At 66.6% G+C, this 19,415-nt stretch carries 18 protein-coding genes and 2 tRNA genes; 15 read left to right on the top strand and 5 right to left on the bottom strand.

Features of this window, described 5'->3' with window-relative positions:
- Nucleotides 1-37: 37 nt before the first annotated feature.
- Nucleotides 38-1,543, top strand: coding sequence for an Asp-tRNA(Asn)/Glu-tRNA(Gln) amidotransferase subunit GatB (gene gatB, locus AC59JP_RS03520; protein WP_497324235.1), 1,506 nt, complete (start codon nt 38-40; stop codon nt 1,541-1,543).
- Nucleotides 1,544-1,575: 32 nt separating this feature from the next.
- Here the strand turns inward: gatB and AC59JP_RS03525 are convergent, their stop codons facing one another.
- On the bottom strand, nt 1,576-2,706 hold the full coding sequence (locus tag AC59JP_RS03525; protein WP_497324236.1) for a PQQ-dependent sugar dehydrogenase: 1,131 nt from the start codon (nt 2,704-2,706) through the stop codon (nt 1,576-1,578).
- Between the two features lie 74 nt (nt 2,707-2,780).
- On the opposite strand from AC59JP_RS03525, the gene AC59JP_RS03530 reads away from it, so the two are divergent.
- Complete coding sequence (locus AC59JP_RS03530; protein ID WP_497324237.1) at nt 2,781-3,569, top strand: DoxX family protein; 789 nt, start codon at nt 2,781-2,783, stop codon at nt 3,567-3,569.
- Here AC59JP_RS03530 and AC59JP_RS03535 read toward each other — a convergent pair.
- The gene (locus AC59JP_RS03535) at nt 3,566-4,063 is read right to left on the bottom strand and encodes a PH domain-containing protein (protein WP_497324238.1); all 498 of its coding nucleotides are present in this window, start codon (nt 4,061-4,063) and stop codon (nt 3,566-3,568) included. The genes AC59JP_RS03530 and AC59JP_RS03535 overlap by 4 nt on opposite strands.
- A 247-nt stretch (nt 4,064-4,310) precedes the next feature.
- On the opposite strand from AC59JP_RS03535, the gene AC59JP_RS03540 reads away from it, so the two are divergent.
- From AC59JP_RS03540 to AC59JP_RS03560, 5 genes are all read left to right on the top strand, one after another.
- A complete protein-coding gene (locus AC59JP_RS03540; RefSeq protein ID WP_497324239.1) occupies nt 4,311-6,257 on the top strand; it encodes an acetolactate synthase large subunit in 1,947 nt (648 codons plus the stop codon).
- Nucleotides 6,254-6,757: an acetolactate synthase small subunit gene (gene ilvN / locus AC59JP_RS03545; RefSeq protein WP_188544686.1), complete on the top strand. Its 504-nt coding sequence runs from the start codon at nt 6,254-6,256 to the stop codon at nt 6,755-6,757. Before AC59JP_RS03540 ends, ilvN begins: the two co-directional genes overlap by 4 nt.
- A gap of 67 nt (nt 6,758-6,824) precedes the next feature.
- Complete coding sequence (ilvC, locus tag AC59JP_RS03550; protein WP_497324856.1) at nt 6,825-7,826, top strand: ketol-acid reductoisomerase; 1,002 nt, start codon at nt 6,825-6,827, stop codon at nt 7,824-7,826.
- Nucleotides 7,827-8,049: 223 nt separating this feature from the next.
- Complete coding sequence (serA, locus tag AC59JP_RS03555; protein WP_497324241.1) at nt 8,050-9,645, top strand: phosphoglycerate dehydrogenase; 1,596 nt, start codon at nt 8,050-8,052, stop codon at nt 9,643-9,645.
- A complete protein-coding gene (locus AC59JP_RS03560) occupies nt 9,642-10,652 on the top strand; it encodes a 3-isopropylmalate dehydrogenase (RefSeq protein WP_497324242.1) in 1,011 nt (336 codons plus the stop codon). Before serA ends, AC59JP_RS03560 begins: the two co-directional genes overlap by 4 nt.
- Before the next feature lie 88 nt (nt 10,653-10,740).
- On the opposite strand, the gene AC59JP_RS03565 is transcribed toward AC59JP_RS03560, so the two are convergent.
- Nucleotides 10,741-11,883 carry an MFS transporter gene (locus tag AC59JP_RS03565; protein ID WP_497324857.1) on the bottom strand — a complete coding sequence of 381 codons (1,143 nt, stop codon included), beginning with the start codon at nt 11,881-11,883 and terminating at the stop codon, nt 10,741-10,743.
- Nucleotides 11,884-12,043: 160 nt separating this feature from the next.
- On the opposite strand from AC59JP_RS03565, the gene AC59JP_RS03570 reads away from it, so the two are divergent.
- The 5 genes from AC59JP_RS03570 to AC59JP_RS03590 all read left to right on the top strand — a co-directional run bounded on the left by AC59JP_RS03570 (nt 12,044) and on the right by AC59JP_RS03590 (nt 15,619).
- Nucleotides 12,044-12,832 (top strand): fumarylacetoacetate hydrolase family protein, encoded by a 789-nt coding sequence (locus tag AC59JP_RS03570; protein ID WP_497324243.1) that lies wholly within the window; start codon nt 12,044-12,046, stop codon nt 12,830-12,832.
- The gene (gltX, locus tag AC59JP_RS03575) at nt 12,829-14,313 is read left to right on the top strand and encodes a glutamate--tRNA ligase (RefSeq protein WP_497324244.1); all 1,485 of its coding nucleotides are present in this window, start codon (nt 12,829-12,831) and stop codon (nt 14,311-14,313) included. Before AC59JP_RS03570 ends, gltX begins: the two co-directional genes overlap by 4 nt.
- 6 nt (nt 14,314-14,319) lie before the next feature.
- Nucleotides 14,320-15,318, top strand: coding sequence for a YihY/virulence factor BrkB family protein (locus AC59JP_RS03580; protein WP_497324245.1), 999 nt, complete (start codon nt 14,320-14,322; stop codon nt 15,316-15,318).
- Between the two features lie 65 nt (nt 15,319-15,383).
- A tRNA-Gln gene (locus AC59JP_RS03585) sits at nt 15,384-15,455 on the top strand.
- A gap of 91 nt (nt 15,456-15,546) precedes the next feature.
- Nucleotides 15,547-15,619: transfer RNA gene (locus AC59JP_RS03590), tRNA-Glu, on the top strand.
- Between the two features lie 53 nt (nt 15,620-15,672).
- Here AC59JP_RS03590 and AC59JP_RS03595 read toward each other — a convergent pair.
- Both AC59JP_RS03595 and AC59JP_RS03600 read right to left on the bottom strand, forming a co-directional pair.
- On the bottom strand, nt 15,673-15,867 hold the full coding sequence (locus AC59JP_RS03595) for a DUF5302 domain-containing protein (protein WP_497324246.1): 195 nt from the start codon (nt 15,865-15,867) through the stop codon (nt 15,673-15,675).
- 59 nt (nt 15,868-15,926) lie between these two features.
- A complete protein-coding gene (locus AC59JP_RS03600) occupies nt 15,927-16,628 on the bottom strand; it encodes an IclR family transcriptional regulator (RefSeq protein WP_497324247.1) in 702 nt (233 codons plus the stop codon).
- 61 nt (nt 16,629-16,689) lie between these two features.
- Between AC59JP_RS03600 and leuC the strand changes: the two genes are divergently transcribed.
- The 3 genes from leuC to AC59JP_RS03615 all read left to right on the top strand — a co-directional run.
- Nucleotides 16,690-18,111: a 3-isopropylmalate dehydratase large subunit gene (gene leuC, locus AC59JP_RS03605; RefSeq protein ID WP_497324248.1), complete on the top strand. Its 1,422-nt coding sequence runs from the start codon at nt 16,690-16,692 to the stop codon at nt 18,109-18,111.
- Between the two features lie 53 nt (nt 18,112-18,164).
- Nucleotides 18,165-18,764: a 3-isopropylmalate dehydratase small subunit gene (gene leuD / locus AC59JP_RS03610; RefSeq protein ID WP_497324249.1), complete on the top strand. Its 600-nt coding sequence runs from the start codon at nt 18,165-18,167 to the stop codon at nt 18,762-18,764.
- Between the two features lie 168 nt (nt 18,765-18,932).
- The coding region (locus AC59JP_RS03615; RefSeq protein ID WP_497324250.1) for an HU family DNA-binding protein at nt 18,933-19,415 on the top strand (483 nt) is incomplete at its 3' end.

The following is a 19,415-nucleotide window of genomic DNA, read 5'->3' on the forward strand; positions in this document are numbered from 1 at the left end:
GTCGACCGGCCTCCGGCCTACCCGTAAACTCAGGGCCATGACTGCTGCAACCGCCTCCCTCATGGACTACGACGAGGTGATCGCCCGGTTCGATCCCGTCCTGGGCATGGAAGTTCACGTCGAACTGGGCACCGCGACCAAGATGTTCTGCGGATGCCCCACCGAGTTCGGCGCCGAGCCGAACACCCAGGTGTGCCCGGTGTGCCTTGGACTCCCCGGCGCGCTGCCGGTGGTCAACCAGAAGGCGGTCGAATCGGCCATCCGCATCGGCCTGGCCCTGAACTGCAGCATCACCCCGTGGGGCCGGTTCGCGCGCAAGAACTACTTCTACCCGGATCAGCCCAAGAACTACCAGATCTCTCAGTACGACGAGCCGATCGCGGTGGAGGGCTTCCTCGACGTCGTGCTCGACGACGGCAGCACCTGGCGCGTCGAGATCGAGCGCGCGCACATGGAAGAGGACACCGGTAAGTCCCTGCACGTCGGCGGCGCCACCGGCCGCATCGAGGGCGCGAGCCATTCGTTGCTGGACTACAACCGTGCCGGCGTTCCGCTGGTCGAGATCGTCACCAAGACGATCGAAGGCGCCGGAGAACGAGCACCGGAAGTGGCGCGCGCGTACGTCACGGCGCTGCGTGAGCTCATCGGGGCGCTGGGCGTCTCCGACGTCCGCATGGACCAGGGATCGCTGCGGTGCGACGCCAACGTGTCGTTGATGGCGAAGGACGCCACCGAGTTCGGAACCCGCACCGAGACCAAGAACGTCAACTCGCTCAAGAGCGTCGAGGTGGCTGTCCGGTACGAAATGCGCAGGCAGGCTTCGATTCTCGCCGACGGCGGCGAGATCGTGCAGGAGACCCGGCACTTCCAGGAAGCCGACGGCAGCACCACGGCCGGGCGCAAGAAGGAGACGGCCGAGGACTACCGGTACTTCCCGGAACCGGACCTCGAACCGGTCGCGCCCGACGCCGCCTGGATCGAGGAGCTGCGTGACACCATTCCGGAGCTTCCGTGGCTGCGGCGCAACAAGATCAAAGCCGAGCTCGGGTGGTCGGATCTGGTGATGCGCGACGTGGTGAACGCGGGCGCGCTCGACCTGATCATGGACACCGTCGCCGCCGGTGCGGACGCCGACGCGGCGCGCAGCTGGTGGGTGGCCTACCTTGCGCAGCAAGCGAACACGCGTGGCGTCGAGCTGCGGGAGCTCCCCATCACGCCCGCACAGGTGGCTGCCGTCGCCGCGTTGGTCGCGGACAAGAAGGTCACCAACGCCAACGCACGCAAGGTCGTGGACGGCGTGCTCGACGGCGAGGGCGAGCCCGCGGAGGTCCTGGCGGCACGCGATCTCGGGTCTCAGCAGGACGATTCGGCTCTGCAGGCAGCGGTGGCGGAGGCGCTCGCCGCGAACCCCGGTGTCGCGGACAAGATTCGAGGCGGCAAGGTCCAGGCGGCCGGCGCCATCGTCGGTGCCGTCATGAAAGCCACGCGCGGACAGGCGGATGCGGCTCGGGTCAAGGAGCTCGTGATCGAGGCCTGCAGCTAGCTCACCGTCGAGGGTGGGAAGCAGCGACCGGGTCAGACCGTGCTGCCGCCGCCCGCCGGGAGTGGGATCTTGACGACGCGGTCGTCGGTGGAGACCGGTGTGCCACCGTCCTTGTTCACCGTCGACACCCAGATCACGCCGTCCGGACCCACGGCCGCACCGGAGAGTCGGCCGTACTGATCCTGTGCGATCAAGGACGGTGCCGTCGTGACGACGTTGGTCTTGGGGTCGACGGCCAGCACGGCCACGGCGCGCTGACCGGTGAGGGCCACGGCAACCGAACCCTGTCCGGTGGCGCAGCCCGCGACGCCGGGCCGGTCGGGCCAGCTCCACACCGGCGACGGCACCGCCGCTCCGTCCGGAGCGATGCGTTGAAGTCGGTCCTCGGTCGCGGTCGCGTCGGTGATGTAGGTGCTGCCGTCGGCGCCGAGGCAGATGTCGCCGGCTCGGCCGATCCCCGAGAGCAACACCTGCGGGGGCGGCTTGGACCCCGGGTTCGTTCCGAGGTCGTTCACGGCCAGCACCTTCCCGGCGAGCGACGCCGGATTGGTTGCGGCCGAAGGGTTTCCGGCATCGCCGGTCAGGACGAGCAGCCGCGGCCCGACGAAGTCGATGGCGCCCGCGTTCGACGATCCACCGCGGGGGATGCCGGTCAGTACCGGCTTCGGTACGTCGCCCGGCGCGATGCGCACGACGCGATTGTCCGACGACGTGGTGACGTAGGCGTAGATCAACCGGTCCTCGGCGTAGGTGGGGGAGAGGGCGACGTCGAGCAACCCGCCGTCACCGGATCCGTCGACGGGAACCCTCGCCACCTCGACGGGACTGGTGCCCGGCGCCACCTGCAGGATGCGTCCGGTCTTGCGCTCGGCAACCAGCGCGCTCGCCCCGTCGGGGAACACCACGAGACCCGCCAGCGGGTCGAGGCACGTGGCCACGACGTTCGCGTCCGGGTCCACGCACGGTCCGGGCGGCACCGAGGGCGGGGGCGGGGTGGAGCTGCTGGGCGCACCCGGCTCGATCGGCTGGATCTGGGCGGGGTCCGCGCTGGGCTCGGGACTGAACGGCGTGGACGCCGACTCGTCGAATCGTGCGCACCCGACCACCGTCACCGACGCGACCGCCACGAGGGCAGCGGTGCGGCGGAGGCTTCGACCCGTCATGGTCACAACCGTACGGAATACGGTCGGCGATTCGTACGATCGGCGGGCGGGCCTGCTGAACTAGGGTGAAGTCCGTGAGTGACAAGCCGAAAGACACTTCGGGGGATTCGGCCTACGAAGGCGCCTCCAGTCCCTACGACCAGCCGACGGAGAAGTTTCCGCCGGGCAAACGAACGTCCGTGCCGCGCACCGACGACGAGCTGAGTTTCGGGAGCGGATCGACGTCCGAGACGCGCTACCGCGATTCGGCCTACGCGGATCCGGACTCGAACGCGCCGACCACGAACTTCGCGGCCACCGACACCACCGACACGCCGACGGCGACGCGCACCGAAGTGGTGCGTGAGGGGCGCGGAACGACCGACCTCGGATTGCTGATCCTGCGTGTGACGGTCGGCGTGATCGTGTTCGTGCACGGCCTGCAGAAGCTCACGGGAGCGTTCAACGGCCCGGGACTCAGCGGCTTCGAGGATCTGCTGACGCAGTCCGGCTTCGAGCAGGCCTCGCTGTTGGCTCTGCTCGCGGCGATCGGCGAGACGGCCGGCGGCGCGCTGCTGGTTCTGGGACTGGCAACACCGTTCGCGGCGGCGTCCGTGGTTGCGGTGATGATCAACGCCTGGTGCTTCAAGCAGACCGCCGAGCCGGGGTTGCAGTTCTTCGCGCCGACAGGTGTGGAGTACGAGACGCTTCTCGGCATCGCGGCCGGCTGCATCGCGCTGACCGGTCCGGGCCGTATTGCGCTCGACGGCGGCCGCAAGTGGTCCAAGCGGCCGTTCTTCGGCTCCGTGATCGTGCTGATTCTCGGCATCGCCGGCGGCGTCGCGGTGTGGATCTTCCTGAACGGCGCCAACCCGCTCGTCTAGCGTTCGCCGTCCACCGGGTCGGATCGGTCCTCGTTCTCGGGGACCGATTCGGCCTCGTCCGTTTCCGCCGGTGTCGGGTCCGGAACGTGTCCGCCGCTCGCCGCGGCAACGCGCGGCAGATCGTCGATGGTCACGACGGGCAGCACGGCCTCCGTGCCGTCGGTCAGCGCCGCACGAGCCCACCGGCGCTTCGGAAAACGCAGGCCGGAGACCTCGGACCACGGCACCGTCCGCGACGAGAACATGCTTCGGGTGCGCAGGCCGTCGGGGGTGACGGTGGTGCGTACTCGCAACACCCAGTAGGCAGCAACGATCGGCAGAATCAAGAGCCAGCCGAAGAGTACGGGCGATCCCAGAGCGGGGAAGGACGTGCCGAACAGGCCGAGCGCGACCACGGCCAGCGCGAGCGGCTGGACGCGGATGACCTGCGACGGAACCGGCGGCGAAGTGTGGGAGACTGTGGACGGTGGTTCGGACTGCTGCGGAGACGACACCCTTTCATCTTCGCATTGCACACACGCCATCCCACATAATGGGATCAGATGTTCGCCAGGTTTGACTGATACAGCCACACGCGCCTACCGTTCGACGCGTGAAGCAGAAAGAGTTGCTCGTAATCGGCAGGCGCGTCGTCGCGTGAGCCGATAGGAAAGACTCGGTTCAGCCACGACGCGCCACCCTCGCACAGCATTCGCTGGCGAGGGTTTTTTCTTGCCCGGATGAGGATCTAAGGACACAGCAGTGAGCGCACCAACCGCACGGCCCGGCCCCACGGCACGCAAGGCGTCGCCCACAGGCAGCCCGCCCGCTCCGCAGCAGTCGACGACGGTCACCCGTCGCCAACTTCCGCCCGAGCGCGTCACCGGCGCACAGTCCGTCGTGCGCTCCCTCGAGGAGCTCGACGTCGACACCATCTTCGGCATTCCCGGCGGCGCCGTACTCCCCGTGTACGACCCCCTCTTCGACTCGGTCAAGGTGCGCCACGTCCTCGTTCGCCACGAGCAGGGCGCAGGCCACGCGGCGACGGGGTACGCGCAGGCGACCGGCAAGGTCGGCGTCTGCATCGCCACGTCCGGCCCCGGCGCCACGAACCTGGTGACGCCGCTCGCCGACGCACAGATGGACTCGGTTCCGATCGTCGCCATCACGGGCCAGGTCGGCCGTGCGCTCATCGGCACCGACGCGTTCCAGGAGGCCGACATCTCCGGCATCACCATGCCGGTGACCAAGCACAACTTCCTGATCACCGACGGCGCGGACATCCCCCGGATCATGGCCGAGGCCTTCTACCTGGCGGCGTCGGGCCGTCCGGGTGCGGTGCTCGTCGACATCCCCAAGGACGTGTTGCAGGCGGAGACGCTGTTCAACTGGCCGCCGGAGATGCGTCTGCCCGGCTACCGTCCGGTGACCAAGCCGCACGGCAAGCAGGTTCGCGAAGCGGCTCGCCTCATCGCCGACGCGTCGCAGCCGGTGCTGTACGTCGGCGGCGGAGTCATCAAAGCCAATGCGGCACAGGAACTGTTGGAGCTCGCCGAGCTCACCGGAATCCCTGTCGTGACCACGCTCATGGCGCGCGGCGTCTTTCCGGACAGTCACGACCTCAATCTGGGAATGCCCGGAATGCACGGCACGGTGGCAGCCGTGGCGTCTCTGCAGCGCAGCGACCTGCTCATCACCCTCGGCGCTCGCTTCGACGACCGGGTCACCGGACGCCTGGACTCCTTCGCTCCCAACGCGCGGGTCATCCACGCCGACATCGACCCCGCCGAGATCGGCAAGAACCGCTACGCGGACGTGCCGATCGTGGGCGACTGCCGCGAGGTGATCGTCGAACTGATCGAGGCGATCCGCAACGATCGCGCCACCGGCACCGTCATCGACATCGCGCCGTGGTGGAAGTACCTCGACAACATCCGAAAGACGTTCCCGCTCAGCTACGACCGCCCGTCCGACGGCAGCATGTCGCCGGAGTTCGTCATCAGCTCGATCGGCAAGTTCGCCGGACCCGACGCCATCTACTGCGCCGGAGTCGGTCAGCACCAGATGTGGGCGGCGCAGTTCATCGCCTACGAGAAGCCGCGCACGTGGCTCAACTCGGGCGGACTGGGCACCATGGGATACGCCGTGCCGGCCGCGATGGGCGCCAAGATGGGCATGCCGGACACCGAGGTGTGGGCCATCGACGGTGACGGCTGCTTCCAGATGACCAACCAGGAGTTGGCCACCTGCGCCGTCGAGGGCATCCCCATCAAGGTCGCCGTCATCAACAACGGCAACCTCGGCATGGTGCGCCAGTGGCAGACGCTGTTCTACGAGGAGCGCTACTCCAACACCAACCTCGGCACCCACGGCGCCGTGCGCATCCCCGATTTCCTCAAGCTCGCCGAGGCGCTCGGATGCGTCGGATTGCGCTGCGAGCGTGAGGAAGACGTCGACGCCGTCATCGCGCAGGCGCGGGCGATCAACGACCGCCCGGTGGTCATCGACTTCATCGTCGGCGCCGACGCGCAGGTGTGGCCGATGGTGGCCGCGGGCACGTCCAACACCGAGATCATGGCTGCGCGCGACATCCGTCCGCTGTTCGACAACGACGAATCGTCCGAGGAGCCGACTCTCGTTCCGTCGACTTCACTTTCCCCCAACGACAGTGCCACCTCCCTCGATCAAGCGAAAGGCACAGTGCTGTGAGCACGAGTCACACTCTCAGCGTCCTCGTCGAGGACAAGCCGGGCGTGCTCGCCCGCGTGGCATCGCTCTTCTCCCGGCGCGGATTCAACATCGCCTCCCTGGCGGTGGGCGGCACCGAGATTCCCGAGATCTCCCGAATGACCATCGTGGTGACCGTCGACGAGTTCCCGCTCGAACAGGTGACCAAGCAGCTCAACAAGCTCGTCAACGTCATCAAGATCGTGGAGCAGGAAGACGACGCGTCGGTGGCGCGCGAACTGCTCCTGATCAAGGTGCGCGCCGACGCCAGCGTCCGCAGCGAGGTGATCGAGACGGTGAACCTGTTCCGCGCCAAGGTCATCGACGTCTCGCCCGAAGCCGTGACCGTCGAGGCCACGGGCACCCGCTCGAAGCTGGACGCGTTGCTGCGCATGTTGGACCCGTACGGAATTCGAGAGATCGTGCAGTCCGGTGTCGTCGCCGTCGGGCGCGGACCGAAGTCCATCACGGCGTCTCGTTAACATTCACCAAACCCTGCCGGGCTTTTCGGTCCGGACAACCAAGGAGGAAACCACAGTGGCAGTCGAGATGTTCTACGACGACGATGCCGATCTCTCGATCATCCAGGGCCGCAAGGTCGCGGTGATCGGGTACGGAAGCCAGGGCCACGCGCACTCGCTGAGCCTGCGTGATTCGGGCGTCGACGTTCGTATCGGTCTGAAGGAAGGCTCGAAGTCGCGCGACAAGGCTGCCGAGCAGGGCCTCGGAGTCGGAACGCCGGCCGAGGTGTCCGAGTGGGCCGACGTCATCATGCTGCTCGCGCCCGACACCGCTCAGGCGCAGATCTTCAAGGAAGACATCGAGCCGAACCTCGAGGACGGCAACGCGCTGTTCTTCGGTCACGGGCTCAACATCCACTTCGACCTGATCGAGGCACCCGACAACATCACCGTCGGCATGGTCGCCCCCAAGGGACCGGGTCACCTCGTGCGTCGCCAGTTCGTCGACGGCAAGGGCGTTCCCGCCCTGATCGCCATCGACCAGGACCCGAAGGGTGAAGGCCAGGCGCTCGCGCTGTCCTACGCCCGCGCCATCGGCGGCACCCGCGCCGGCGTCATCAAGACCACGTTCAAGGAAGAGACCGAGACCGACCTCTTCGGCGAGCAGGCCGTGCTCTGCGGCGGAACCGAAGAGCTGGTCAAGACCGGCTTCGAGGTCATGGTCGAGGCCGGTTACGCCCCCGAGATGGCCTACTTCGAGGTGCTGCACGAGCTCAAGTTGATCGTCGACCTCATGTACGAGGGCGGCATCGCGCGCATGAACTACTCGGTGTCCGACACCGCGGAGTTCGGCGGCTACCTCTCCGGCCCCCGCGTCATCGACGCCGGCACCAAGGAGCGCATGAAGGCGATCCTCGCCGACATCCAGTCCGGCGAATTCACCCGCCGCCTCGTCGCCAACGTCGAGAACGGCAACACCGAACTCGAAGGACTGCGTAAGGAGAACGCCGAGCACCCCATCGAGGTCACCGGCAAGAAGCTGCGCGACCTGATGAGCTGGGTCGACCGCCCGATCACGGAAACTGCGTAGTCACTACTGCTTCTCCGACTCAGGGGCACCCTCACACCGTTCACGCGACCGAGGGTGCCCCTGTGTCCGTGGGTCGTTCCGCAGGCTCCACTCCTGTTTCTCGAGTCGTTCCGCAGGCTCCACTCCTGTTTCTCGAGTCGTTCCGCAGGCTCCACTCCTGCCCTTGATGCCTCCGCTCTAAGCTGTCCCCGCCACCGTTCAACACCTCCAGGGAGTTCTCCACGTGAGCCAGCCAGGCCGTCCAGTCGTCCTCATCGCCGACAAGCTCGCCCAGTCCACCGTCGACGCACTCGGTGACGGAGTCGAGGTCCGGTGGGTGGACGGACCGGACCGTCCCGCTCTCCTCGCCGCCGTTCCCGAGGCCGACGCACTGCTGGTGCGTTCGGCCACGACCGTCGACGCCGAGGTGCTCGCCGCCGGATCGAACCTCAAGATCGTCGCCCGCGCCGGAGTCGGCCTGGACAACGTCGACGTCCCCGCAGCCACCGAGCGCGGCGTCCTCGTCGTCAACGCCCCGACGTCGAACATCCACACCGCGGCCGAGCACGCCGTCACGCTGCTCCTCGCCGCCGCGCGTCAGATCCCCGCCGCCGACGCCACCCTGCGTGACCACCAGTGGAAGCGCAGCAAGTTCAACGGGGTCGAGATCTTCGGCAAGACCGTCGGTGTCGTCGGACTCGGCCGCATCGGCCAGCTGTTCGCACAGCGCCTCGCGGCCTTCGAGACCCACATCATCGCGTACGACCCGTATGTATCTGCCGCTCGCGCAGCGCAATTGGGTATCGAGCTGGTCAGCCTCGACGAACTGCTCGAGCGGGCCGACATGTTCTCCGTGCACCTTCCCAAGACGCCCGAGACCACCGGCCTCATCGACAAGGACGCCCTCGCCAAGACCAAGAAGGGCGTCATCGTCGTCAACGCCGCCCGCGGCGGACTGGTCGACGAGCAGGCTCTCGCCGACGCCATCACCAGCGGCCACGTGTTCGGCGCGGGCATCGACGTCTACGCCAGCGAGCCGTGCACCGACAGCCCGCTGTTCGAGCTGCCCCAGGTCGTGGTGACGCCGCACCTCGGCGCGTCGACGTCCGAGGCGCAGGATCGCGCGGGTACCGACGTCGCGAAGTCCGTGTTGCTCGCTCTCGCCGGTGAATTCGTGCCGGATGCGGTCAACGTCAAGGGCGGCGCCGTGGGCGAGGAAGTCGCCCCGTGGCTCGACATCGTGCGCAAGCAGGGTCTGATCGTCGGCGCGCTGTCCGACGGCGTGCCCACCTCGATCTCGGTCGACGTGTTCGGTGAACTCGCGTCGGAGGACGTCGAGATCCTGAAGCTGTCGGCGCTGCGCGGAGTGTTCTCGGCCGTCATCGACGAGGCCGTCACCTTCGTCAACGCTCCGTCGTTGGCCGCCGACCGCGGCGTGTCCGCCGAGGTCACGGTGACCACGGAGAGCCCCAACCACCGCAGCGTCGTCGACCTTCGTGCCGTGTTCGGTGACGGATCCGTCGTCAATGTCGCCGGCACCCTCACCGGACCGCAGGCGGTCGAGAAGATCGTCAACATCAATGGACGCAACTTCGATCTGCGCGCCGAGGGCAAGAACCTGATCGTCTCCTACGGCGACAAGCCCGGTTCGCTCGGCCGCATCGGCACCGCACTCGGCGACGCCGGCATCGACATCCAGGCTGCCGCGTTGAGCCAGGACGCCGAGGGCGACAGCGCCACCGTGCTGCTGCGCGTCGACCGTGACGTGCCGACCGACGTGCGTACGGCGATCACCGACGCGGTGTCCGCCACCCTCATCGAACTGGTGGACCTCTCGTGAAGCTCGCGGTCATCGGCGGCGACGGAATCGGCCCCGAGGTCGTCACCGAAGCACTGAAGGTTCTCGACGTCGTCGCCCCGGGTGCGGAGAAGACGGACTACGACCTCGGTGCCCGTCGCTACCACGCCACCGGCGAACTGCTGCCGGAGTCGGTGCTGGACGAGATCCGCGGACACGACGCAATCCTGTTGGGCGCCATCGGCGATCCGTCGGTTCCCAGCGGAGTGCTCGAGCGCGGACTGCTTCTCAATATGCGGTTCGCGCTCGATCATCACATCAACCTGCGTCCGTCGAAGCTCTATCCCGGGGTCGTCGGACCGCTCGTGGGCAACAAGCCGATCGACATCGTCGTGGTGCGCGAGGGGACCGAGGGTCCGTACACCGGAAACGGTGGCGCGATCCGGACCGGAACGCCGCACGAGGTGGCTACCGAGGTCTCGCTCAACACCCGCTTCGGCGTCGAGCGTGTGGTGCGCGACGGGTTCGCCCGCGCGCAGGCTCGCGGCAACCACCTCACGCTCCTGCACAAGACCAACGTGCTCGCGTACGCCGGCTCGCTGTGGAAGCGCACGGTCGACGAGGTCGCCACCGAGTTCCCGGGCGTCGAGGTTGCCTACCAGCACATCGATGCCGCGATGATTCACCTCGTGACGGACCCCGGACGGTTCGACGTCATCGTGACCGACAACCTCTTCGGCGACATCGTCACCGACCTGGCCGCAGCGGTGAGCGGTGGCATCGGACTCGCCGCGAGTGCCAATATCGACGGAACGTCGACCAACCCGTCGATGTTCGAGCCGGTGCACGGCAGCGCTCCGGACATCGCCGGACAGGGCAAAGCCGATCCGACGGCCGCGATCCTGTCGTTGTCGTTGCTCTTGGACAACCTCGGTGAGCACGACGCGGCTGCCCGTGTCGAGAAGGCCGTGGCTGCGGATCTCGCGTCGCGGGGAGATGCCGCGGGCTCGACCACCGAGATCGGCGATCGGATCGCGGCGAGTCTCTAGCTGTCGACCTGCCCGATGATCACGGTCGTATTGTTCGGATTTCGCTGATCTTCGAACAATATCGCCGTGATCACCGCGAGAAGGTCACCTACTCCCGATCCTTCGGTATCACCGGCACCGCCAGCGCCGGGAAGATCGCCGAGATCGCGAACGCGACGGGGAACGCGAAGGCGGTGATGGCCGCTCCGAACAGGGGCGGAACCAGCGACGCCGCCAGGTACTGGCTCGTGTTCTGCGTGCCGAGCGCGCGACCCGACCAGAACGGTCCGGCGATCTCGGCGACGGCGGTGAAGGCCAGCCCGTTGGGTGCCACGGTGACCACCGACGCTACGACGAGCAGGGCGATCGATACCCCCGAGTCGAGTTCGTCGGTGAGCGCGAGCAGGGCCATCGTGATCGACGTGGCGATGGCGATCCAGCGGAACGGCCGCATTCGGCTGCCGACGCGATCGGACAGAGCGCCGGCGCCGATCCTGCCGAGTGCGCCCAGGATCTGCGTCGCGGTGATCAGCAGACCGGCGGATTCCTCGGTGAAGTTTCGGTCCGTCATGAGCCACACCAGTGCGAAGGTCCACACCACGTACTGCGGCACGACGAGCAGAACCGATGCGAGATGGATGCGCCACAGCGAATCGGAGCCGCGGTAGGGGTTGTCGTACATCCCGCCGTCGAGCGCGTCGCTGCGAGACGGGCGCGGTGGGTCGACGATCCCGACGGCGCACCCCGCTGCGGCCAGCAGACACGCTCCGGCCGGGAGAAGCATTGCGGTCCCGATGCCGTGATCGCGCGCCAAGGTGGGAATCGTCAACGAGGACAGCGCAACTCCGAGTGGAAGCGACATCTGCCGGATGCCCATGGCGAGACCGCGCCGGTGGGCGGGGAACCACCCGACCACGACGCGTCCGGTGGCACTGTTGGCGCTCGCCGCCGCCATTCCGCCCAGCAGGAGGCAGATCGACAGGCCCACAGTGGAGTCGGTCGACGCCGCGCCGGCGGCCGCTGCGGCGGTGAGCAGCGAACCGGCGACGAGAACGCCGCGCTCGCCGTAGCGATCGACCAATGACCCCCAGAGGAAGAGGGTCAGAAGTACGCCGACGGTCGGCATCGCCACGACGATTCCGGCGGTCGACAAGGTGAGGCCGCGGTCGTCGACGAGCGACGGGAGCAGGAACGCCGCGCCGTTGATCAACAACGCGGCTGCGGCAGTGGTCAGCATGCTCAACGCCAACATCGACCAGCGCCGCGCGGAACCGATTGTCTCCGTGCTGTTCTCGACTGACACCGGCTCGACTCCTCGAATTCGTATCTCATATTGTGAGATTGTGTTCCTGTATTGTGAACTCTACTCCTGGCGTCCGCGATACCGCGCGCCGCCTGGATAGACTTCGGCCATGCGATTGGGTCGAGTGGCAAGTCCGGACGGTGTTGCGTTCGTCAGTATCGAAGGTGAAGGGGACGGCAGAACGGCGCGTGAAATCGCCGAGCATCCGTTCGGAACGCCCACGTTCACGGGGCGCAGCTGGGCGCTGGACGACGTGCGACTTCTCGCACCGATCCTGGCGAGCAAGGTCATCTGCATCGGAAAGAACTACGCGGCACACGTCAGCGAAATGGCCGGGCAGACCGGCAGCGCCGAGCCGCCCGAGAACCCGGTGATCTTCATCAAGCCGAACACCTCCATCGTCGGTCCCGGTGCGAACATCGTGCGCCCGCTCGGGGCGCGGAACGTCCACTACGAAGGCGAGCTGGCCGTCGTGATCGGCCGCCCGTGCAAGGACGTTCTGGCGGAGAAGGCGAAGGACGTGATTCTCGGGTACACCGTCGCCAACGACGTCACCGAGCGCGATCAGCAGAAGGCGGACGGGCAGTGGACCCGCGGCAAGGGATACGACACGTTCTGCCCGCTCGGCCCGTGGATCGAAACCGCGATCGACCCGTCGGACCTCGAGATCACCACGACCGTCGACGGCGAGGTGAAGCAACGTAGCCGCACATCGCTTCTGCTGCACGACATTCCGGAGATCATCGAGTGGATCTCGGCGGTGATGACTCTGCTGCCCGGCGACGTGATCCTGACCGGTACACCCGAAGGCGTCGGCCCGATCGTGGCCGGTCAGTCCGTGACCGTCGAGGTCGAGGGCATCGGCGCGCTCACCAACCCTGTGGTGGACAAGCCATGAGCGACACCGACAATCGCGTTCGGGTCCGCTTCTGCCCGTCTCCCACCGGAACCCCGCACGTCGGGTTGGTCCGCACCGCGTTGTTCAACTGGGCGTTCGCGCGACACCACGGCGGCGCCTTCGTCTTCCGCATCGAGGACACCGACGCGAACCGGGACACGGAGGAGTCGTACCAGGCGATCCTGGACGCACTCCGGTGGCTCGGGCTCGAGTGGGACGAGGGTCCCGAGGTCGGCGGCCCCTACGAGCCGTACCGGCAGTCGCTGCGCCGCGACCAGCACCTCGACGTCGTCGCGAAGTTGCTCGAAGCAGGGGAGGCGTACGAATCGTTCTCCACCTCAGAGGAAGTCGAGGCCCGGCACAAGGCCGCCGGCCGTGATCCGAAGCTCGGATACGACAACTTCGATCGCGATCTGACCGAGGACCAGCGGCAGGCGTTCCGCGCCGAGGGTCGTCCGGCCGTCGTGCGTCTGCGCATGCCGGACCACGACCTGACGTGGACCGATCTCGTGCGCGGCGAGACCACGTTCCGCGCGGGAACGGTGCCCGATTTCGCGTTGACCCGGGGGAGCGGCGACCCGCTCTACACACTCGTCAACCCCGTCGACGACGCCCTGATGAAGATCACGCACGTGCTGCGCGGAGAGGACCTGCTGTCCTCCACGCCTCGCCAGTTGGCGTTGTACGAGGCGCTGATCCGTATCGGAGTCGCCGATGCGACACCGCAATTCGGCCATCTGCCGTTCGTGATGGGCCAGGGCAACAAGAAGCTGTCCAAGCGCGACCCCGAGTCGAACCTCTTCCTGCACCGCGACCGAGGCTTCATCCCCGAGGGCCTGCTGAACTACCTGGCGTTGCTGGGATGGGCCATCGCCGACGATCACGACGTGTTCTCGCTCGACGAGATGGTCGCCGCGTTCGACATCTCACGCGTGAATTCGAACCCGGCGCGATTCGATCAGAAGAAGGCAGACGCGATCAACGCGGAGCACATTCGACTGCTCGAGCCAGCCGACTTCGTGGTGCGCCTGAAGCGCTTCCTCACCGAGTCGGGCCGGCTGCCGGCCGAGGTGGACGACGCAGTCTTCGCCGAGGCGGCCGAACTGGTGCAGACCCGCATCGTCGTGATGTCCGACGCGTGGGACCTGCTGAAGTTCCTGCTGTTGCCACCCGAGCAGTTCACGCTCGACCCGGCGTCCGCGGCGAAGAACCTCGGACCGGACGCTGCGCCCGTACTCGACGCCACCATCGCGGCCGCCGAGGGTGTGGACGCCTGGACGGCGGCCGAACTCGAGGACGCACTCAAGGCGGCGCTCATCGACGGGCTGGAACTGAAGCCTCGCAAGGCATTCGCGCCGGTGCGGGTCGCGATCACCGGATCGCACATCAGCCCACCGCTCTACGAATCGATGGAACTGCTCGGCCGCTCCACCTCGCTGGCCCGGTTGCGTGACGCGCGCGCGTCGATCGGTTCGGAGTAGCCGACCATGGGCGTCACCGATCGCGTCGACCGGTTTCAACAGCGCCACCCCGCAGCCGGCTTCCCGCTGGCCGTGTTCTACAAGTTCTTCGACGATCAGGGTGGCTACCTCGCCGCCCTGATCGCGTACTACGGGTTCGTCTCCTTGTTTCCGCTGCTGCTCCTCGCCTCGACGGTGCTGGGCATCGTCCTGGCCGGTAACCCGGAATTGCAGCAGACCATTCTCGATTCGGCGCTCAATCAGATACCGCTGATCGGCGATCAGCTCGGCCAACCCGACCGTCTCAGCGGCGGCACGCCCGCCATCGTGATCGGCGTCGTCGGGTCGCTCTACGGCGGGCTCGGAGTGGCGGTGGCGGTTCAGAACGCCATGAACGTCGTGTGGTCGGTGCCGAAGAATCTGCGACCCGATCCTGTTCGCGCGCGCGTCCGGGGGCTCTTCCTGCTCGGCACCGTCGGCTCGGCGATCATCGGTGTGACGGTCCTGAACGGGTTCAATTCCGCCGGATTCTTCGGACCGAGCGCGCACCTGCTGGTTCTCGCCGCCTCCCTGGTGGTCAACACCGCGACCTTCGTCGGCGCCTTCATCATCGGCTCCACCCGCACGCTGACGCCTCGGGACGTCCTGCCGGGCGCGGTGATCGCCGCGGTGGCGTGGCAGGCGATGCAGTCCTTCGGCAGCATCTACATCAAGTACGTCGTGGGCTCCGCGAGCACCACGAACGGCGTTTTTGCCATCGTGTTGGGTCTGCTCGCGTTCCTCTACATCGCGTCCGTGATGCTGGTGCTGTGCCTCGAGGTCAACGCCGTGCGGGTCGACACATTGCACCCTCGGGCGCTGCTCACCCCGTTCACGGACAACGTCGAGCTGACCGAGGGCGACAAGGATGCCTACACGGCGCAAGCAGAAGCTCAGCGCAGCAAAGGTTTCGAGGAGATCGAGGTCACCTTCAGTGACCCTCCTACGGCGGCGGCGCCCGATCCGACCGGTAAGAACAGCCCCTGACCAGCGGATTTGGAGAACCAGCGTAGGTGTTTGGTAGTCTTCTCCTCGGCCCGGAGACGGGTCATTGGGGTATGGTGTAATTGGCAACACAGCGGTTTCTGGTACCGCCATTCTAGGTTCGAGTCCTGGTACCCCAGCGTCGAAGCGAAGACGATTTGGTCTTCGATTTCCTCACCGGCTAAGCTTTCGCAGCTTGACCAAGAAGTATTTGCAACAACTGAAGTTCCTGGCCCCGTCGTCTAGCGGCCTAGGACGCCGCCCTCTCAAGGCGGTAGCGCGGGTTCGAATCCCGTCGGGGCTACAACGCGAAAAGACCCTCCGATTTCTCGGAGGGTCTTTTTCTTCGTTCGGATCTCAGATGCTCTTACGTCGGAACATCGGTGCGTGCGCTGCGGGGCCGTGAGCAGAATCGACCTTCGAGCCGTTCTGGTGCTTCTCGGTCGGAATGTTCTTGGCCTTCTTCTTCTCCAGCGCCTCCCGAAACTTCCGCTTCTGCGCATCACTGGCTGATTCGGCGCTGTCGGATCGGGTCGGTGTGTCGTCGGTCATGCTCGAAAATGTACTCGCCGCCCACGGTCCTGTCGCCCGAATTTTTTGCCCGAACGCGGTCACAGCCGCTTGGCGATGGCGTCTGCTGCAGCGAGAAGATCTGCGGCCCAACGTGATCCAGGACGTCGTCCCATGCGGTCGATCGGTCCGGACACCGAGATCGCGGCGACGACGTTGTCAGCCGCATCCCGGACCGGCGCGGCGACACTGGCCACGCCCGCTTCCCGCTCGGCGGCGCTCTGCGCCCAGCCGCGTTTGCGCACCTCGGCCAGCACACGTTCCCCGAACGCTGCATTCGGCAGCACGGCTCGCACCAGCGCCGGGTCCGCCCACGCCAACAGGACCTTGGCGCCCGAGCCTGCGGTGAGGGGGAGACGTGCACCGACGAGCACGGTGTCGCGCAGACCCGTCGGCGGCTCGACCGATGCCACGCAGACCCGGAAGGACCCTTCGACGCGATAGAGCTGCACGCTCTCGCCGGTGATCTCGCGCAGCCTCGGCAGCACCGCGGCCGCGGCATCGAGCAGTGGGTCGTCGGCCTTGGCGCCGAGTTCGGCGAGGGCCGGTCCCGGCCTCCACAGGCCGTCGGGATCGCGTGCGATCAGGCGGTGAACCTCGAGGCCGACGGCGAGTCGGTGTGCCGTCGCCCGGGGCAGCCCGGTGCGGGCGCTGAGATCGGTCAGGTTGCACGGTCGGTCGGCAACCGCATGGAGCACGGTCACCGCTTTGTCGAGAACGCCGATGCCGCTATGCTGTCTCATAGTTCGATACTAGTATCCCGAATGATGAGATTCAAAAACCATCGACATTGGAGTGACGCTCGTGAGTGGTGCAAGAACGTTGGCGCAGAAGGTGTGGGATCAGCACGTCGTGGTGCCCGGCGGCGGAGACGGTGACGCCCAGAAGCCCGACTTGATCTACATCGACCTCCACCTCGTGCACGAGGTCACCAGCCCGCAGGCGTTCGACGGACTTCGCTTGGCGGGCCGCGGCCTTCGCCGGCCCGATCTGACGATCGCGACGGAGGACCACAACGTTCCGACGGTGGACATCGACCAGCCCATCGCCGACCTCGTCTCGCGTACGCAGGTCGACACGCTTCGGCGCAACTGCGAGGAGTTCGGTCTTCGCCTGTACCCCATGGGCGACATCGATCAGGGCATCGTGCACATCATCGGGCCGCAGCTCGGTCTGACGCAGCCGGGTATGACCGTGGTCTGCGGTGACTCGCACACGTCCACCCACGGCGCATTCGGTGCCATCGCAATGGGAATCGGCACCAGCGAGGTCGAACACGTGATGGCGACGCAGACGCTGTCACTGCGACCGTTCAAGACCATGGCCGTGACCGTCGACGGCGTTCTCGGCCCCGACGTCAGCAGCAAGGACCTGATTCTCGCGGTGATCGCGCAGATCGGTACCGGCGGCGGGCAGGGTCACGTGATCGAGTACCGCGGCGAAGCCATCGAGAAGATGTCGATGGAAAGCCGAATGACCATCTGCAACATGTCGATCGAGGCCGGAGCCCGCGCCGGAATGATCGCGCCCGATCAGACCACCTTCGACTACATCGAAGGTCGCCCGCACGCCCCGAAGGGTGCCGACTGGGACGCCGCGGTCGAGGAATGGAAGAAGCTCGTCACCGACGAGGGCGCGGTGTTCGACAAGGAGGTCCGCATCGACGGCAGCTCCCTGACGCCGTTCGTTACCTGGGGTACCAATCCGGGACAGGGTGCGCCGCTTGGTGACTCGGTGCCCGATCCGGCGGCCATCGCGGACGAGGGCGAGGCCCAGTCCGCGGAGAAGGCGTTGTTCTACATGGGGCTCACCCCCGGAACGCCGTTGCGCGACATCACGGTCGACACGGTGTTCCTCGGATCGTGCACCAACGGACGCATCGAGGATCTGCGTGTGGCGGCGAGCATTCTCGACGGAAGGACGGTCGCCGACGGCGTCCGGATGCTCGTCGTACCCGGTTCCATGCGCGTTCGCGCACAGGCGGAATCGGAAGGGCTGGGGGAGATCTTCACCGCGGCGGGTGCCGAGTGGCGGCAGGCCGGATGCTCGATGTGTCTGGGAATGAACCCGGACCAACTCGCTCCCGGTGAACGTTCGGCGTCGACGTCCAATCGCAATTTCGAAGGTCGTCAGGGCAAAGGTGGTCGTACCCATCTGGTCTCGCCGGCGGTCGCGGCCGCCACGGCGGTGCGGGGCCGGCTCTCGGCACCGGCCGACCTCGACTGACCCGATTCACATTGTCATCGCGCACCAACGACTTTCGCTAGGAGATTTTCGAAGTGGACAAGTTCACGAAGCACACGGGTATCGGCGTACCGCTCCGGCGGTCCAATGTCGACACCGACCAGATCATTCCCGCGGTGTACCTGAAACGGGTGACCCGCACGGGATTCGAGGACGGACTGTTCGCCGCGTGGCGGGGTGATCCGAGTTTCGTCCTCAACGTCCCGCCCTACGACAAGGGTTCGGTTCTGGTGGCGGGCCCCGATTTCGGTACGGGATCCTCTCGCGAGCATGCCGTGTGGGCTCTCTCCGACTTCGGATTTCGGGTCGTAATCGCCTCGCGCTTCGCCGACATCTTCCGTGGAAACGCCGGAAAAGCGGGTCTCCTCGCGGCGCAGGTCGAGCAATCGGACGTCGAATTGATCTGGAAAGCGCTCGAACAGCAGCCGGGTCTGGAAATTTCTGTGGACCTCGAAACGAAGACCGTGAGCGCCGGAACGCTAGTGGTGCGCTTCGACATTGACGACTACACGCGGTGGCGTCTGCTCGAAGGTCTGGACGACATCGGATTGACATTACGGCAGGTAGAAGCCATTTCCGAGTACGAAAAGTCAAGGCCGTCATGGAAACCGGTGACGACGGAGACCGCTTCCTGAGCCCGATCGGGTTCACTTTTTCGAGGTCTTTCGCGACACGCTTTGGGGGGGCTGACATCTCGCCACGCCCCCTTGATTTGGCGTGCCTCGTGGACTAGGGCGGATTTCCGGTTTACCGTAGGGGGCAGTCGGTCCGACGATGGGCCATCAGTCAACGCGGAGGAATTCATGAACAAGGCAGAACTGATCGATGCCCTGACCGAGAAGACGGGTGCCGATCGTCGCAGCGCGACCGAGGCCGTCGAGAACATCGTCGACATCATCGTGCGCGCCGTGCACAAGGGTGACTCGGTGACCATCACCGGTTTCGGTGTCTTCGAGCAGCGTCGCCGCGCGGCTCGCGTTGCCCGCAACCCGCGTACGGGTGAGACGGTCAAGGTGAAGCCGACGTCCGTTCCCGCCTTCCGCCCGGGCGCACAGTTCAAGGCGGTCATCGCCGGGGGACAGAAGCTTTCGGCATCCGGTCCCGCCGTCAAGCGTGGAGCATCGGCGGCCCCCGCCAAGAAGACCGCCGCCAAGCGCACCGCCACCAAGGCTGCTCCCGCCAAGAAGGCTCCGGCCAAGAAGGCGCCTGCAACCAAGGCTCCCGCCAAGACGGCTGCGAAGAAGGCTGCCCCCGCGAGGACCGCAGCAAAGAAGACCACGCCGGCC

This window comes from Rhodococcus sp. 320_ES (genome assembly GCF_059691855.1).